We start from the raw sequence: 16758 nt of genomic DNA, 5'->3' as shown, positions 1-16758 counted from the left end.
AGCGCCCCGTGAGCGGCAGCGCCCCGTGAACGGCGAGGGGCCCGCCCGGCGGCGCGTTTGGGTCGATGTCAGACCCAGGACCTAGTCTGTGCACCGTGACTTCACCCGCATCGACGGACAGTGTTCCGCCCCAGCTCAGCGCGGGGCCGCGCCCCGCGCCGGGGCCGGCCGCCGACGAGGGACTGGCGCGGCGGCTGCGCGCGCTCGCCTGCACCGCGCCGCTGCACGACCTGGACGCGCGCAAGGCGAACCTCGCCGGTGAGTACACGGTGTACGGCATGGCCGAGGTCGCCCTCGCCGCCATCGACCTGGTCACCCTGAACATGGACTTCGACACGGGCGCGGACCACGACCAGATCGTCGCCCGCCTCATCCCGCGCATCGCCGCCCAGGCCCCCCGGCGGCCCGTCGAGGAGCACGAGCGGGTGGCCCGCTGGGTCCTGGAGAACCTGATCAACGTCGGCAGCGTCGACCGCGGCTTCCGGGCCGTGTACGGGACCTTCGCGCCCGACGGCACCTACGTCCGCCGCGACTACGACTTCAAGCTGATCGAAGAGGTCCCCGGCTACGGCGGCGGTGTCTACCTCCGGACGACCGACGAGGCCGTCAACGTCCTCGTGGGCGCCCTCGACACCGATGTCACCAGCGCCCAGATCGCCGCCGAGGTCAAGCTGGAGGTCCTGATCAGCCGGGGCCGCCTCGCCGACGCCCAGCTCGCCGCCGAGCAGGCCCGCTACCGGACCGTGCAGTACTCCGAGACGCTGCGCAGGGCCCTGGACGCCACCCGGCGCAACGTCCGCGCGGTGGACTGGCTGCGGACCGTGCCCGACATGATCGCCGAGGCCCTCGACCACGTCGCCGACCGCTACCGCCACGAGAACGCGATCCTCACCAACATCCGCAAGGCCCGGGACGAGTCCGAGGAACCCGAGCAGAAGCGGCGCGCCGCCGAGCTCGTCGACATCGTCAAGGACTGCATCCGGCGGCACACGCAGTTGCAGTCCCGGCTGCTGGAGGCCGGGCCGCTGTTCCGTGCCGAGCAGGACCGGCAGGCCTTCGCCACGCCGATGACGACCTCCGGGATCGATCTGTACGGCCATCTCTTCGGACCCCTGCTGCCGCTGCCCGTGGAGCAGGCCCGGCGGGTGACCGACGCGTTCTTCGCTCGCGGCACCGGCTTGCGCACGCCCGGGTCCGTGCGGGTGGGGGACCTCGTGGAGCTGCTGTTCACCCCGCCCGTCGAGCGGGAGCACCTCGGCGCGGAGATGCCGGAGCCGGACCTGATCGCCACGCCCGACGACAGCCGGTTCAGCGAGGAGCAGCTGGCCGCGGCGAAGCGGCTGCTGGACCTGCCGGCGGACGCGCCCCGGCGGCTGTCCGGGCTGTTGGCTCAGGCCCGGCTGCAGGATCCCGAACTGCCGTACCTGGTCGCCCTGTTGGCCGTCCACGCGGCAAGTCCGCCGGTCGGTACGGCCTACCGGCAGGGCGAGGAGAAGCTGCTGTTCGCCGTGGACGACGGGGTGGAGCTGGACGATCCCGAGTTCGGCGGAGCGGATCTGATCGTGGGGATGGCTCTGCTGGACTCCGCGGGAATGGCAGCGGACAGGGAGGCCGTGTGAGAACGCCGTCAGGCTTCCGGCCGCTGATCGAGAGCGGCTTGCCCGTGGCCGGTCGCGCAAACGCGGCTGAGCCGCCTCTGTCACAGCCCCACGCCCCTGCGAGGGCGCTCGCCGTACGCCCTGGTTATGAGATCGAGGAGTTCTTGTCGTGAGTGAGCATGTCGAGTGGAGCGAGCCGGAGGCGCCGGCCGCTCCGGTGGCTGCCGCCCTCACTCCCGCCGACGCCGCCGACGCCGCTCGGCTCGTCGCCTTCGGGCTGCAGCCGAAGTTGCAGCCCGCCCGTGACCAGGAGTACGGCGAGCTGTTGCGGCGGTACCGGGAGGATCCGGCGTTCGCCCGGCTCGCCGACGCCGTCGCCACCGGGCTGGGGCTGGTCGTGCTGGAGGTGTCGCCGCGGGCCGGCATGGCGGTGACCGCCGCCGAGGACTCGGTGTTCGCCGTGCGGATGGGGGAGTACGCACGGCGGACGTCGGCGGACTCGGTGGACCGGTTCCTGCACGGGCTGGCCCATCTCGCGGTGGCCGCGATGGCGTTCCCCCGCCCGGAGGACCTCGCGGACGACGGATACATCGGCCGGGTCTCGGTCAACGGGGTCGACGCCTTCGTACGGCAGGCCTGTCGGCGGCTGGAGGAGCGGGCCGAGGAGCAGGGGGAGAACACCGACCCGGCGACCGAGGCGCCCGGCCTGGAGTCGGCCTGGCGGATCTGGGCCAGACGCAGCTCCACCGGGGCCACCAAGGATGCCCGCCGACTCGCCGGGTCCACCACCGGCATCATCGGCAAGGCGGTGGGCTTCCTGACCGACTCGGGTTTCCTCCAGCGCACGGGCGACGACAACGGCGGTACGTACCGCACGACCGCGCGCTACCAGCTCCAGGTGCGGGACATGGCGGGCAGCGCCGCGATGGCCGAACTGCTGGAGCTGGGCGTGGTCCCCGTCACCGACGGTTCGGCCACACTGCTGCCCGCCGAGGACACCGACGACCTGGAGCTGGTGGCCGACGCGGGACTGCCGTTCCACTCACCCTCCTGACCCCGCAACCGCCCTGACCCCGCAACCGCCCTGATCCCACAACTGCCCTGATCCCCCCGCACGATCCACCGTCACGACCGCGAAAGTCCGCCGCCATGTACGAGCTGTCCCGGGTCCGCCTCTACTCCATCGGGCCGGCCGGTGCGCGCTACGCCGACACCGTGCTGGACCTGAGAGGTGTGGGCGAGTTCGTGCCCGACCCCGCGCCGCAGCAGGCGGAGTTCTTCCAGGAGGAGCCGACCGAACCGCCACGCCGGCCGGCGCCGGCCGGCGTGCTCTTCCTGGAGAACGGCGGCGGTAAGTCCGTGCTGCTCAAGCTGATCTTCTCGGTGATGCTGCCGGGCCACCGCAACACCCTGGGCGGTGCCAGCTCCGGAGTGCTGCGGAAGTTCCTGCTGGCGGACGACTGCGGGCACGTCGCCCTGGAGTGGCAGCACACCCTGACCGGCGAGTGCGTGGTCGTCGGCAAGGTGAGCGAGTGGCGGGGACGGCAGGTCTCCAACGACCCACGGAAGTTCGCCGAGGCCTGGTACTCCTTCCGGCCCGGCCCGGGGCTGAGCCTCGACAATCTGCCCGTCGCCGAGTCCACCGCCGTACGGCCGCTCGTCGAGGGCGCCTCTGGCGCGCAGGGACGGCGGCGGACCATGAAGGGGTTCCGGGACGCCCTTACCGAGGCGGGCAAGACGTATCCGCACCTCGAAGTGCACTGGGAGGAGATCCACGACCGCTGGAACGAGCATCTGACGGACCTCGGTCTCGACCCCGAACTCTTCCGCTACCAGCGGGAGATGAACGCCGACGAGGGCGAGGCCGCCGGCCTCTTCGCGGTGAAGAAGGACTCCGACTTCACCGACCTGCTGCTACGGGCCGTGACCGACACCCGTGACACGGACGGACTGGCCGACCTCGTCGCCGGGTTCGGCAACAAGCTCGGGCGGCGGGCGGAGCTGATCGCCGAACGGGACTTCACGGCCGGGTCCGTGGATCTGCTGGGCCGCATCGTGGAGGCGGCCGAGGGGCGGTCCCGGGCCCGGGACGTCCACGCCGGCGCCGAACGCCGTACCCGCACCCTGGCCCGGCGACTGTCGGCACGCGCCGCCCGGGAGCGCCTGCGGGGCACCGATCTCGCCCAGCGGGTCACCGCCGCCGCGTACGCGGTCACCCACTCCGAGGCCGCCCGTGACCGCAGCGCGCTCATCGCCGCCGAACTGGCCTACCGGCACGCCTCGTTGGCGCTCGCCGCCGCCGAGAAGTCGGCCGCCGCGCAGAAGCGGGAGCTGGCCGACGCACGCACCCTGCACTCCGCCTGGCAGGCCGCCGAGGCCGTGCTCAGGCACCGGGCCGCCGCCGACCGCGTCGCCCGGGTGGCAGCCGCCATCCAGGAGGCCGAACGGGACGCCGCCCCCGCGCTCGCCGCCCGCGCCAAGGCCGCCGTCGACCTCGTACGGGCCCTGCACGCCGCCGCCGAGAGCGCCGAGAACCTCGCGAACGAGGGCGAGGAGAAGTCGGCCGCCCTGCAGGAGGTCGGCGAGGCCGCCCACCGGGACTCGACCGTCGCCGCCACCGAGGCACAACGCGCCCGCAGCGAGATCGGGCACCTGAAGCAGCGGCTCAGCGAGGTCGAGCAGGAGACCGCCGAGGCGGTCCGCGCGGGCTGGCTGGACGACAGCGCGCCGGACGCCGACCCGGCCAGGGCCGCCCTTGCCGCAAGCGACGCCGAGAAGACGGCCGTCGCCGCCTGGGACACCGCGCGCGAGGCCTCGCGCCGCGCCTCCGAGCAGGCCCGTGAGGCGGCGTCCGCCGAGTCCCGCGCGGAACTCACGGCCGCCCGCGCGGCGGACGCGGCGATCGCCGCCGAGCGGGCCTACGACGGGGAGCGACGCACCGCGGAGGCCCTCGCGGGGGAGGAGCGGCTGGCGGAGCTGCTGAGTCTGCCGGGTGCCGTGGGCAGGGCATCGGCAGGGGTGCCGGGACCACGCAGGGGCGGGTCCGACGCCGACGGCGCGACCGGTGTCGGCGCCACCGCACGGGCGGCCGGCGCGGACGCCGTCGGCGGTTCGGGTGAACGCGATCTCGCCGAGGGCCCCCTCACCCCCGAGGAGCTGGACCGCTTCGCCGACGAACTGCGCGAACTGCTCGACGAGAACGTGTCGTCCGCCGAGCGCCACCTCTTCGAGCTGCGCACCGCCGCGGCCGACGACTCCCGCATCCTCGGCGCCCTCGGCGACGGCGGACTGCTGCCACCGGGCCCGGACGTCCTGGCGACCGTCGAGTTCCTCGGTGAGCACGGCATCCCGGCCCTCCCCGGCTGGCGCTACCTCGCCCAGGCCGTCGATCCCACCGACCACGCGCGCGTGCTCGCCGCGCGCCCCGAGCTGGTCGACGGTGTGATCATCACCGACCCCGACTCGCACGCCCGGGCCCGCGAGGCACTGAGCGACGCCGCCCTGCTCCCGAGGTCCGCCGTGGCCGTCGGCACGGCCGCGGCCCTGCTGGCACCGACGCCGCCCATGAACGGCGCCGACGGGCCCTCCTCCGACGTCTTCCTCGTCCCGCCGAACCCGGCCATGCACGACGAGCACGCCGCCGACGAGGAGCGGCAGGCGCTGCGCGCGCGGGCCACCGCACGGGACGAGGAGATCCGGGAGCTCGCGGCCCGTCTCGGCAAGGACCGGGAGCTGGCGGCCCGGCTCTCCTCCTGGCGCACGGGCTGCCCGGCGGGACGCCTGACCGAGCTGGCCGACGCCGCGCGGGAGACGCGCGCGTTCGCCGAGGAGGCCGAGGCGGAGCTCTCGGAGGCGCGCACCGTGCGGGCCGAGGCCGAGGAGGCGGCCGCCGAGGCGGCCCAGGTGCGGGACGAGCGGCAGGAGGCGGCGCAGAAGGCCCGCCGCGCCGCCGACGCCCTCGCCGGACTGGCCTACCGGCTGCGCGAGCGCGCCGGCTGGCAGGCGAAGCTCCGTGAACTCGCCGACGAGGCCGCCGAGTCCGAGGCCCGCGCCCAGTCCTGCCTGGAGCGCGCCCGCGCCGCCGACGAGGACCGGCGTGCCACCCAGCGCGGCGCGGACGACGCCCGCCGCACGGCGCGTGCGCTGCGCGGCGAGCGCGCCGAGATCGCGGGCGCCCCCGACGACGTACCGGAGACGGACTCCGACGCGCCCAGGCAGCCCCTCGCGGCTCTCCGTGAGGCCTACCGGGCCGCGTCCCAGGTGTACGAGAAGGTCGGCGTCGGTGCCGACCTGCGGGCCGAGCAGGCGCGGGCCGAGAGCGAAGAGAGTGCCGCGATCGCCGAGCTGGACCGGCTGACCAACAAGGTCCGCAACCGCGCCGAGCAGCTGCTGCAGTCGCCCGACGGCTCCGACGGGCCCTCGCGGCAGGCGGCGGCGTCGCGCGCCGAGGAACTCGTCCAGCTGCTGGAGACGCGGACGTCCACCGCGAGCGAGCAGCTCGGCCGGTTGCGCGGCGAGGCCGAGCGTCTCGCCCCGGAGGACGGCGAGACGCACACGGAGCTGCCGGAGGAACTGCTCCCGCGCGACGCCGACCACGCCCAGGCCCTGCTGCGCACGGCCACCGCCGAACTGGCGTCCCGCGCCGAGGCGTTGACCCAGGCCCGGGAGGCCCACGCCGAGCTGCTGGAGTCCCACCGCGCCGCCGAGGACGCGGCCGGCGGCTTCGACGAGACCGCCGCCCTCCTGCGGGACCTGCTGCGCGACCACTCCACCGACGACGAGCAGGACGAGCCCGAGCCCTACCCCGGAGGGCTCGAAGAGGCCCGCAGGGCCGCCGCGGAGGCCCGCCGCTCCCTGCGGGGCTGCGCCGCCGACCTCTCCGCCGCCGAGGGCTCCGTGCGCGAGGCGAGCGACGTCCTCGTACGCCACGCCAACTCCACACGCTACGAACAGGTCCGTACGCCGGCCCGCCAGCAGATCCGGGAGCTGCCCGCCTCCTCGCTACCCGAGCACGCCCAGAAGTGGGCCGACGCGTTCGCGCCCCGACTCCGGGTCCTCACGGACGAGTTGGCCCAGCTGGAGCGCAACCGGGACTCGATCGTCGACCGGCTGCGGGGCCTCGTGGAGTCGGCCCTCGCGACCCTCCGCTCCGCCCAGCGGCTCTCCCGGCTGCCCGAGGGCCTGGGGGAGTGGTCGGGCCAGGAGTTCCTGCGGATCCGCTTCGAGGAGCCCGACCAGGCCACCCTCACCGAACGTCTCGGCGAGGTCGTCGACGAGGCGACCCGCGCGGCCGTGAAGAAGAACTCCGACATGCGCCGCGACGGCATGTCCCTGCTGCTGAGGGGCGTCAGCGCCGCGCTCCAGCCCAGGGGCGTCGCCGTGGAGATCCTCAAGCCCGACGCGGTGCTGAGGGCCGAGCGCGTCCCCGTCGGCCAGATGGGCGACGTCTTCTCCGGCGGCCAGCTGCTCACCGCCGCCATCGCCCTGTACTGCACGATGGCCGCGCTGCGCAGCAACGACCGGGGACGGGACAAGCACCGTCACGCCGGCACCCTGTTCCTGGACAATCCCATCGGCCGCGCCAACGCGACGTACCTGCTGGAACTCCAGCGCGCGGTCTCGGACGCCCTCGGCGTCCAGCTCCTCTACACCACCGGCCTCTTCGACACGACCGCCCTGGCGGAGTTCCCCCTGGTCATCCGCCTCCGCAACGACGCCGACCTACGAGCGGGCCTCAAGTACATCAGCGTGGAGGAACACCTGCGCCCGGGCCTCCCCCAACCGCCCCAGCAGGGAGAAACGTCCCACACGGAGATCACGGCGACACGCATGTACAAGAGGCCCACCACAGCCGCGCCCTGAAGGGGCGCGGGGAACTGCGCGACCAGCCCCTACGGACCCGCAGTTCCCCACGGCCTTGTCAGCACGGCGACTACGCGTCGGCTTTCAAAAGATCCGCACACTTCTCGCCGATCATCATCGTCGTGATGCACGGATTCACGGTCACCAGATCCGGCATCACCGACCCGTCCGCCACCCGCAACCCCTCGATCCCCTTCACCCGCAGCCGCGCGTCCAGCGGGGCCGAGGCGTCGTCGTCCGCGCCCATCTTCACCGTGCAGGCCGGGTGGTAGACGGTGTTGTGGGTCTTGCGGATGTAGTCGAACAGTTCCTCGTCGGTGCGGACGTCGGGCCCGGGCGCCAGCTCGGCCCCGGCCCACCCGCTCAGCGCCGGCTGCGCCGCGATCTGCCGGGCGAGCCGCAGCCCGTACGTCATCACGCGCACGTCGTGCTCGTGCGTGAAGTAGCGCGGGTCGACCTTCGGCTTGTCCCGGTAGTCCCGGGTGCGTAGCCGCACGGTGCCCCGGGACTTCGCCCGCGTCACGTTCGGCGTCAGACAGAACGCGTTCTCGGACGTGGGGTAGCCGTGCCGGGCCGTGTTCATGTCGAACGGCACGGACCCGTAGTGGAACATCAGGTCCGGCCGGTCCAGGTCCGGTTCGGTGTCGTAGAAGATGCCCGCCTCCCACCACTGGTTGGACGTGGTGGGCATCGGCTGCGCGGCCTCCCACATGATGACGCCCTCGGGGTGGTCCTGGAGGTTCTCGCCGACGCCCACCGAGTGCACCACCACGTCGACGCCGACCTCGCGCAGCTGTTCGGCGGGGCCGATGCCGCTGAGCATCAGGATCTTCGGGGTGTCGATGGCGCCGCAGGAGACGATGACCTCACGCCGCGCGCGCACCGTCCGAGTGTGGATCAGGTCCGGGTCCAGATACTCGGCGCCGACGCAGCGCCGCCCGTCGAGCACCAGCTTCTTGGCGCGGACCCCGGTGCGCACCTCCAGGTTCGGACGTCGGCCCATGATCGGGTGCAGATACGCCACCGACGAGGACTGGCGGATGTTGTTCTCGTCGGAGTTGATCTGGAACCAGTTGGCGCCCCGGATCACCGTCTTGCCCGTGTTGAACGGCGTCGTCGGGATACCCGCCTGGACGCACGCCTCCAGCAGGGCGTTGCCGCAGGGGTCCTCGCTCTTGATGGTGCGGAGCTTCACCGGACCGCTGCGGCCGTGGTGGTCGCCGGGTGCGTCGTTGGTCTCCAGCCGCTGGTAGAGCGGGAAGAGGTCGGCCGCCGACCAGCCCGTACAGCCCGCGGCCGCCCAGTCGTCGAGGTCCTCCGCCGGTGCCCAGAAGGCGATGCAGGAGTTGTGGGACGAACAGCCGCCGAGCACCTTCGCCCTCGCGTGCCGCATGAAGCTGTTGCCGCTGGCCTGCGGTTCCACCGGGTAGTCCCAGTCGTAGCCGGACTCCAGCAGGCCCATCCAGCGTTCCAGCTTCAGGACGTCGTCGTCGCCGACGTCACTGGGGCCCGCCTCCAGGACGCAGACCGTGACCGACGGGTCCTCGGAGAGTCTGGCCGCCACCACGTTTCCCGCGGTTCCGCCGCCGACCACGACATAGTCGAACTCGTCTTCGATCATGGGGAGTTGACCTCCTGGGTGCTGTGCAGTCGAGCTGCGTGCTGTGCTGTCCTGTGCTGGGTGGTGCTCTGCCGTGTGACGCCCGGTGGGGGCTCTCAGTCCGCCGCGGGCGTGGCGAGGGGGGCGGCGGGCGGCGCCGACGGGGCGGCCCCGGCCTCGGAGGCCACGCAGTGCTCGGCGAGCACGCCCGTCCTGTGCCGCTGGACGAACCAGTAGTAGGCGAAGCCGCCACCGGCGATGATCCCGACGAAGAGGACGGCACCCCACTGCAGGTACCAGTGGAAGGGGGCGGCCGCGTTGTAGACCGCGGCGCGCGGCCAGATCAGGTTGAGGGTCATGCCCGCGCCCCACAGCACGGCGAGGATGTTCACCGGCAGTCCCCAGCGGCCCAGCGAGAACCGTCCGCCCCCGGCCGGCTGCCACGTGCCGCGCAGCCGCGCCACCAGCATCGGTACGGTGACGCCCAGATAGGCCAGGTAGATCATGATGATGCCGATGCTGGTCACCACGGTGAAGATCTGCGGCTGACGGATGTTGACCACCAGGATCGCCAGCGCCAGCACCCCGATGATCACGGTCGGCAGCACCGGCGTCTGGAAGCGCGGGTGGATCTTGGCGAGCTTCGAGGAGGCGGGCAGGTTGTTGTCCCGGGCCATGGCGAAGGTCAGCCGGACGGCGGCGGTGTGCACGGCCAGGGCGCACACGGTGACCGCGATCAGGACGCACCACAGCATCGCCTTGCCGGCCGTCGGGCCGAGCACGTTCAGCACGACGTACTGCAGGCCGTCCGTGGACAACTGCTCGCCCTTCAGGCTGGAGACGCTCATCAGCGCCAGCAGCAGGATCAGACCACCGAGGACGAAGGAGGCGACGATCGCCCGGATGATCGCGCGCGGCGCGTTCCGGGTCGGGTCCAGCGACTCCTCACCGAGCGAGGCGGCCGTGTCGAAGCCGTACATGACGTACGCCGACGCCAGCGACGCCACGAGGAACGCGCCCAGATAGCCGTTGCCGTAGCTCGCGCCGGTGCCGTTGGTCTCCAGGACCACCTGCGGACCACGGGTGATGTGGACGGCGAACAGTACGATCAGCACGACGGTGGCGATCAGCTCGATGAACACGCCCGCCGTGTTGATCCGGGCCATCAGCTTGACGCCAAAGGCGTTCACCAGGGTGGTGAAGAGGATCAGCACCGCAGCCAGGATGACCGCGTTGGTCGCCACGTCGTACGTGCCGGTGCCGTCCCCGACGATCTGGAACACGTCCGAGATCTGGGGCAGCGTCAACTGGTAGGCCAGCGCGACCGCCGCGATGGACACGATGGAGGCGGTCAGCATCATCCAGCCCGCGAGCCAGCCCAGATGCGGATTGCCTATCTTCTTCGACCAGTTGTAGACCGAGCCCGCGACCGGGTAGCGGGCCGCCAGCTCGGCGAAACAGAGCGCGACCATGAACTGGCCGACGAACACCATCGGCCACGACCACCAGTAGGCCGGGCCGCCGCTGGCGAAGCCGAAGTAGAACAGCTGGAAGGTACCGGTCAGGATCGAGATGTAGCTGATCCCGGCGGCGAAGGTGTGGAAGTTGCCCAGGGTGCGTTTGAGTTCGGGCTTGTAGCCGAACTCGGTGAGTTCGGTGTCGTCGGACGCGCTCTTCGGTCCGGTGGGTTGCTCAAGGGTCGTCATGAGCGGACTCCTGGTGGGCCTTGGGGAGGGGAGGGGGAGTGGCTCTGCGGGTGCCGAGAACGACGGACTAGGCGAACCAACCCTGCGGTGCCGGAGCCGTGTTGCGCCAGATGTGCTTCGCCTCGCGGTACTCGGCGAGCCCCGCGGGCCCGAGTTCACGGCCGAAGCCGGACTGCTTGTAACCGCCCCACTCGGCCTGCGGCACATACGGGTGGAAGTCGTTGATCCACACCGTGCCGATCCGCAGCCGGGCCGCCATCCGCTGCGCCTTGGCCTCGTCGGTCGTCCACACGGCACCGGCCAGACCGTAGATCGTGTCGTTGGCCAGCCGTACCGCCTCGTCCTCCGTGCTGAACCGTTCCACCGTCAGCACGGGCCCGAACGACTCGTCCTGGACCACGGACATCCCGCCCGTGCACTCGTCCAGGACGGTCGGCAGGTAGTAGAACCCCTTGTCGTACGCCTCGCCGCTCGGCCGCTCGCCGCCGCAGCGCAGCACCGCGCCCTCGGCGATGCCGCGGGCGACGTACTCCTCGACCTTCGCGCGGTGGGCGGCGGAGATGAGCGGGCCGGTCTGCGCCCGCTCGTCGAAGGGACCGCCGAGCCGGATCTCCCGCGCCCGGCGGACGACCTCGTCGACGAACCGGTCGTGCAGCGAGTCCTCGACCAGCAGCCGGGCGCCCGCCGAGCAGACCTGCCCCGAGTGCAGGAAGACGGCGGTCAGCGCCATGTCGACGGCCGTGTCGAAGTCGGCGTCGGCGAAGACGATGTTCGGGTTCTTGCCGCCGAGCTCCAGGGCGACCTTCTTCACGCTCGCGGCGGCGTTGGCCATCAGCCGACGGCCGGTCTGCAGGCCACCGGTGAAGGAGACCAGGTCCACGTCCGGGTGGTCGGAGAGCGGGGCACCCGCCTCGGGCCCGGCACCGAGGACGAGGTTGGCCACGCCCTCGGGCACCCCGGCCTCCACCAGCAGCCGCATCAGATGGATGGCGGTGTGCGGGGTCAGCTCGCTCGGCTTCAGCACGAAGGTGTTGCCGGCCGCGAGGGCCGGGGCGACCTTCCAGGCCGTCTGGAGGAGGGGGTAGTTCCAGGGGGTGATCAGCGCGCACACCCCGACCGGCTCGTACACGACCCGGCTGTCGACGCCCGGCTGACCGGTGTCGACGACGCGGCCCGACTCGGCGGTGGCCGCGCGCCCGAAGTAGCGGAAGCAGTTCGCGATGTCGTCGATGTCGTACTCGCTCTCCACCAGCCGCTTGCCGGTGTCGAGGGACTCGGCGCGGGCGAGCGCGTCCTTGTCGCGTACGAGGAGGTCCGCCACGCGCAGCAGCAGGTCACCGCGGTCGGCGGGCGAGGTGGTGGGCCAGGGGCCCTCGTCGAAGGCGCGCCGCGCCGCCGCGATGGCCTCCACGGTGTCCTTGGCGCCGGCCTCGTCGACGACCGCGACCAGGCTGCCGTCGGCGGGGCAGCGGATCTCACGCGTCCGGCCGTCGAGCGCGGACCGCCATGCGCCACCGATGAATAGTTCGGGCATGTCTCTCGTTCCTCCTGGTCAGCGCCGTGCGACAGGCACCCTCGCGGCTGAGCGCCTAACCGGAAGACCGTGTTCTATGCCCAAGAGCGGGTCAAATGTGACCGTCGACACGCCTGGTCAGGAGAACGCCCCTGGTGAGAGAGGCCAGGAGGGGGCGACGAGAGGCGTCAGGAGGAGCGGTGGCAGGCCCGCCAGAAGAGGGCGGCCGTCATCGCCGCCCGGAGGGGGCGGGCCCTTCCAGGAAAGGCCCGCCCCGGTCGCCCTACGGGTGCGACAGCTGCCCGGCGCCACCCCGACGGCGTATTCGCTCCTGCGTACGCACCGCCGCCCGTGCCTCGCGGCGGGCCCGCCGCCGCTCCCGGCGCAGGGAGCGCGCGGTGCTGCTGGGGGTGGAGACCACCCCGTTGCGCTGCTTCCACACCTGGCGGGTCACCCAGACGTCCAGGACGCCCCAGGTCGCCGCGATCGTGCTCGCCACGCTGCTCAGCACCATGGGGAACGCCAGCCAGGAACCCGCGAGGGTGCACAGGAACGCCACCATCGCCTGAAGCAGTGTCACCGCGATGATGAGGACCGCACGCACCGCCGCCGTCCGCACCGGATCGGGCAGCCGCCGCCTGCGCGCCGGCTCCTCGATCCACAACGGCCGGTAATACACCCGCTCTTCCTCGGCGCGCGGGGAGAGCCCCCGTTCTTCCACCGCGACGCCGACCCCCGCCAGGAGGCCGCGATCCGGTGTGCGAGCGCTCCGCGCCGCCAACTCGGGCGTCGCCGCTCCGTCCCCGGACGCTGCGCGCCGCTCCGCCGTGCCCATCAACTCGTCACTCCCCACCGCCGGTGGACCAACAGATCCGGATCCGTGGACCCGGCCCCCCACTGGTGCCCGACTTCCTCTGGTTTACGCCGCCTGAGAGCGGCCTGCGGGATCTGTGGCCGATTCCGCCTCCAATTCCCGTACAGAAAGACGATCGACGTGCACCGAAGATTCCCGCGGAACGAAAAAATCCGGCCAACCGGCAGACTTCCCCGACGGGATGTCATTGGTTCAAGTGCCGGACAGCGGGCGGCAATCTCCCCCAATGAACGGACAACTCCCCCTGTCCGGTTCGCCCCTGGTGCCAGGGGCGCCCAGCCGGCTCTTCGAGATACACGCGAGTCGGTAGTAGGCTCACGCCGTTTGTTGACGCACATGTGTGCCCCCGGGCCTGGCGGGGGTCGAGCTGGGGGAGGCCATGCGCTTTCGCGGGAAATCGATCCGCCGGAAGATCGTGGCGCTGCTGCTCGTGCCCTTGGTGGCCCTGACGGGTGTCTGGACGTTCGCCACGGTGCTGACGGGCCGTGAGGCGAGCGATCTCTTCAGGGTGGCGGACATCGTCGAGAAGGTCGGCTTCCCCACCGAGGACACCATCCGTGTGCTCCAGCAGGAACGCCGCCAGACCCTCGTCTACCTCGCCGACCCCAAGTCCACCGAGGCGGCCACGGCACTCGACCGCAGCCGGGCCGCCACGGACAAGTCCGTCGAGGAGTTCCGCGCGCACGCCCGTGACGCCGACCTCCGTGAGGAGATGGGCGAGGCCACCTCGCTGCGGCTGACGACGATCCTGGACGCCCTCGACACCCTGCCCTCCCTGCGGTCGACCGTCGAGAGCGGCACCGTCACCGTCAACCAGGCCCTCGGCCACTACAACGAACTCGTCGACCCCTGCTTCACCCTGCTGTCCAACCTGCCCGCGCTCGACAGCGTGGAGATGGACAAGCAGGGCCGCGCCCTGGTCAACGTCGGCCGCGCCCGCGAACTCCTCTCCCGCGAGGACGCCCTGCTCAGCTCGGTGCTCGTCGCGGACCGCATCACCAAGGACGAGATCCGCGACTTCTCCGACCTCGTCGCGCAGCGCACCCTGATGTACGACATCAGCCTGCCGCAGCTGCCCACCGCCGACCGCGACCGCTTCGCCGACTACTGGAAGAACGCCAGCACCGCGCCCCTGCGCTCGGTCGAACAGGCCGTCATCGCCTCCCAACCCGGCAAGCCCACCACGTTCAACGCCAAGAGCTGGGACACCTCGGTCGAGCCCGTGCTCGCCGACCTCCGCGACCTCAGCGTCGAAGCGGGTGACCGCTACCAGGAGCGGGTCCGCCCGCTGGTCACCAACGTCATCCTGAAGGCCGCCGTGGCCGGCGTCCTCGGCCTCTTCGCCCTGCTCTTCTCGCTCTTCATGTCCGTCCGCATCGGCCGCGTCCTCATCCGCGACCTGCGCCGGCTCCGCCAGGAGGCCCACGAGACCGCCGGGGTGCGGCTGCCCAGCGTGATGCGCCGACTCGCCGCGGGCGAACAGGTCGACGTGGAGACCGAGGTGCCGCACCTGGAGTACGACAAGAACGAGATCGGCGAGGTCAGCCAAGCCCTCAACACCCTCCAGCGGGCGGCCGTCGAGGCCGCGGTCAAGCAGTCCGAACTCCGCAGCGGCATCTCCGAGGTCTTCGTCAACCTCGCCCGCCGCAGCCAGGTCCTGCTGCACAAGCAGCTCACCCTGCTCGACACCATGGAGCGCAGGACCGAGGACACCGACGAACTCGCCGACCTGTTCCGTCTGGACCATCTGACGACCCGTATGCGCCGGCACGCGGAGGGTCTGGTCATCCTCTCGGGCGCCGCTCCCTCCCGGCAGTGGCGCAAGCCCATCCAGCTCATGGACGTCGTCCGCGCGGCCGTCGCCGAGGTCGAGGACTACGAGCGGATCGAGGTCCGCCGGCTGCCCCGGGTCGCCGTGACCGGCCCCGCGGTCGCCGACCTCACCCACCTGGTGGCCGAACTCCTGGAGAACGCCACGGTGTTCTCGCCCCCGCACACCGCCGTGCAGGTGCACGGCGAGCGCGTCGCCAACGGCTTCACCCTGGAGATCCACGACCGGGGCCTCGGCATGTCGGCCGAGGCGCTCCTGGACGCCAACCTCAAGCTCGCCGAGACCCCCGACTTCGAACTCTCCGACACCGACCGGCTCGGCCTCTTCGTCGTCAGCCGGCTCGCCCAGCGGCAGAAGGTCCGGGTCTCCCTCCAGCCCTCCCCGTACGGCGGCACCACGGCCGTGGTGTTCATCCCCGACGCGCTGCTCACCGACGACGTCCCCGACACCAACGGCATCGGCTTCCGCCTCGACCGCGCCCACCCCACCCGCGAGGCCGAGCTGGAGGAGGAGCGCAACGCGGCGCTCTCCCAGGTGCCGGTCCGGCTCCCCGGGCTCACCGCGGGCATCCTGGACGGCCCGGTGGAACTGGAGGCTCCGGTCGACCTGGAGCCCCTGGGCGGCTTCCCGGGCGCCCTCGGCGACGAGGAGCCCGAGCAGGGCGGACTGTTCCGGCCCCGCCGCTCCCTCACCGGCGTCACCGACGAACAGCGGCAGCCGGGGCGCGACGGCGAAGGACGGCAGGCGCCGCTCACCGACCCCGACCCGACGCTCGGCCCCGTGCCACTCCCGCAGCGCCGGACCCCGCACCTCGTCAGCTCGCACGGCCGTTCGGTGACCGGGGCCAGGGCCAGGCACCCGGAGGGCGAGCCCGGCCAGGGCCGTACGGCGGGTCTCGAGGAGAGCGCCGACACCCGGCCGCTCACCGCCCTGCCCCCCGGCGGGTTCGACGGCCCCGCGCTGCCCCAGCGCCGCCGTACGACCCCGGAGGGCGACCCGGCCCGGACGACCTCGCCGTACGGCGCGGGCGAACCCACCCCGCGCGCGGACACGACGACCGGCCAGGCAGAATCAGCTCCGGGGCCGCTGCCCCGTCGCGTCCGACAGGCCAGTCTGGCACCGCAGTTGAAGGAGGGACCCGACCGGCGCACCGAACGCGAGAGGTCCCGCCCCGAGCGGCACCAGGACCCGGGCGAACGTGACGCCGACGAGGTACGCAGCCGTATGGCCTCGCTCCAACGGGGTTGGCAGCGTGGCCGCGAGGAGAACGCCGAGGGCGACGACGCCCGGGGCGTCTCAGCACCAAGAGGAACGACTAAGGGGGACGGTCGATGACCGCACCGAAGGCCGAGAGGACCGCGACCGGTACGTCCGGGGAGCTGAACTGGCTCCTGGACGACTTGGTGGAGCGTGTCGCCAGTATCCGCAAGGCGCTCGTGCTCTCCAGCGACGGACTGCCCACGGGCGTCTCCAAGGACCTCACCAGAGAGGACAGCGAGCACCTGGCCGCCGTCTCCTCCGGATTCCACAGCCTTGCCAAGGGCGTCGGCCGCCACTTCGAGGCGGGCAGCGTCCGGCAGACCGTCGTCGAGCTCGACGAGGCCTTCCTCTTCGTCACGGCCGCCGGCGACGGCAGTTGCCTCGCCGTCCTCGCCGACTCCGACGCGGACATCGGGCAGGTCGCCTACGAGATGACCCTCCTGGTCAAGCGGGTCGGCGTACATCTGGGATCCGCCCCGCGCGCCGACGGCCCCCTCGGCGGGTAGTGGGATGG

At 72.2% G+C, this 16758-nt stretch carries 9 protein-coding genes; 5 read left to right on the top strand and 4 right to left on the bottom strand.

All coding sequences use genetic code 11. The features are described from left to right. Nucleotides 1-95 precede the first annotated feature (95 nt). From PUR53_RS04255 to PUR53_RS04245, 3 genes are all read left to right on the top strand, one after another. Nucleotides 96-1619 (top strand): hypothetical protein, encoded by a 1524-nt coding sequence (locus tag PUR53_RS04255; RefSeq protein WP_329895615.1) that lies wholly within the window; start codon nt 96-98, stop codon nt 1617-1619. Between the two features lie 148 nt (nt 1620-1767). Further along, complete coding sequence (locus PUR53_RS04250) at nt 1768-2652, top strand: hypothetical protein (protein ID WP_329895614.1); 885 nt, start codon at nt 1768-1770, stop codon at nt 2650-2652. Between the two features lie 95 nt (nt 2653-2747). Next, nucleotides 2748-7460 carry a hypothetical protein gene (locus tag PUR53_RS04245; protein WP_329907417.1) on the top strand — a complete coding sequence of 1571 codons (4713 nt, stop codon included), beginning with the start codon at nt 2748-2750 and terminating at the stop codon, nt 7458-7460. A gap of 70 nt (nt 7461-7530) precedes the next feature. Here the strand turns inward: PUR53_RS04245 and PUR53_RS04240 are convergent, their stop codons facing one another. From PUR53_RS04240 to PUR53_RS04225, 4 genes are all read right to left on the bottom strand, one after another. After that, a complete protein-coding gene (locus tag PUR53_RS04240) occupies nt 7531-9081 on the bottom strand; it encodes a GMC family oxidoreductase (protein ID WP_329895612.1) in 1551 nt (516 codons plus the stop codon). Between the two features lie 95 nt (nt 9082-9176). Beyond that, nucleotides 9177-10766, bottom strand: a complete 1590-nt coding sequence (locus PUR53_RS04235; protein ID WP_329895611.1) for an APC family permease — start codon at nt 10764-10766, stop codon at nt 9177-9179. A 67-nt stretch (nt 10767-10833) separates the two neighbouring features. After that, nucleotides 10834-12300, bottom strand: coding sequence for an aldehyde dehydrogenase family protein (locus PUR53_RS04230; RefSeq protein WP_329895610.1), 1467 nt, complete (start codon nt 12298-12300; stop codon nt 10834-10836). Nucleotides 12301-12562: 262 nt separating this feature from the next. Further along, nucleotides 12563-13114 (bottom strand): hypothetical protein, encoded by a 552-nt coding sequence (locus PUR53_RS04225; protein WP_329907416.1) that lies wholly within the window; start codon nt 13112-13114, stop codon nt 12563-12565. Between the two features lie 418 nt (nt 13115-13532). Between PUR53_RS04225 and PUR53_RS04220 the strand changes: the two genes are divergently transcribed. Continuing rightward, entirely contained in the window at nt 13533-16319 is a 2787-nt protein-coding gene (locus tag PUR53_RS04220; RefSeq protein ID WP_329907415.1) for a sensor histidine kinase, read from the top strand. Further along, the gene (locus tag PUR53_RS04215; RefSeq protein WP_239752349.1) at nt 16316-16750 is read left to right on the top strand and encodes a roadblock/LC7 domain-containing protein; all 435 of its coding nucleotides are present in this window, start codon (nt 16316-16318) and stop codon (nt 16748-16750) included. Before PUR53_RS04220 ends, PUR53_RS04215 begins: the two co-directional genes overlap by 4 nt. Nucleotides 16751-16758: the final 8 nt, after the last annotated feature.

Origin of the sequence: Streptomyces sp. SP18BB07 (genome assembly GCF_036322545.1) — a bacterium.
GTDB lineage: Bacteria > Actinomycetota > Actinomycetes > Streptomycetales > Streptomycetaceae > Streptomyces > Streptomyces deccanensis.
The sequence above is the reverse complement of the archived record's forward strand: the minus strand, read 5'-3'. Positions and strand labels throughout refer to the sequence as shown.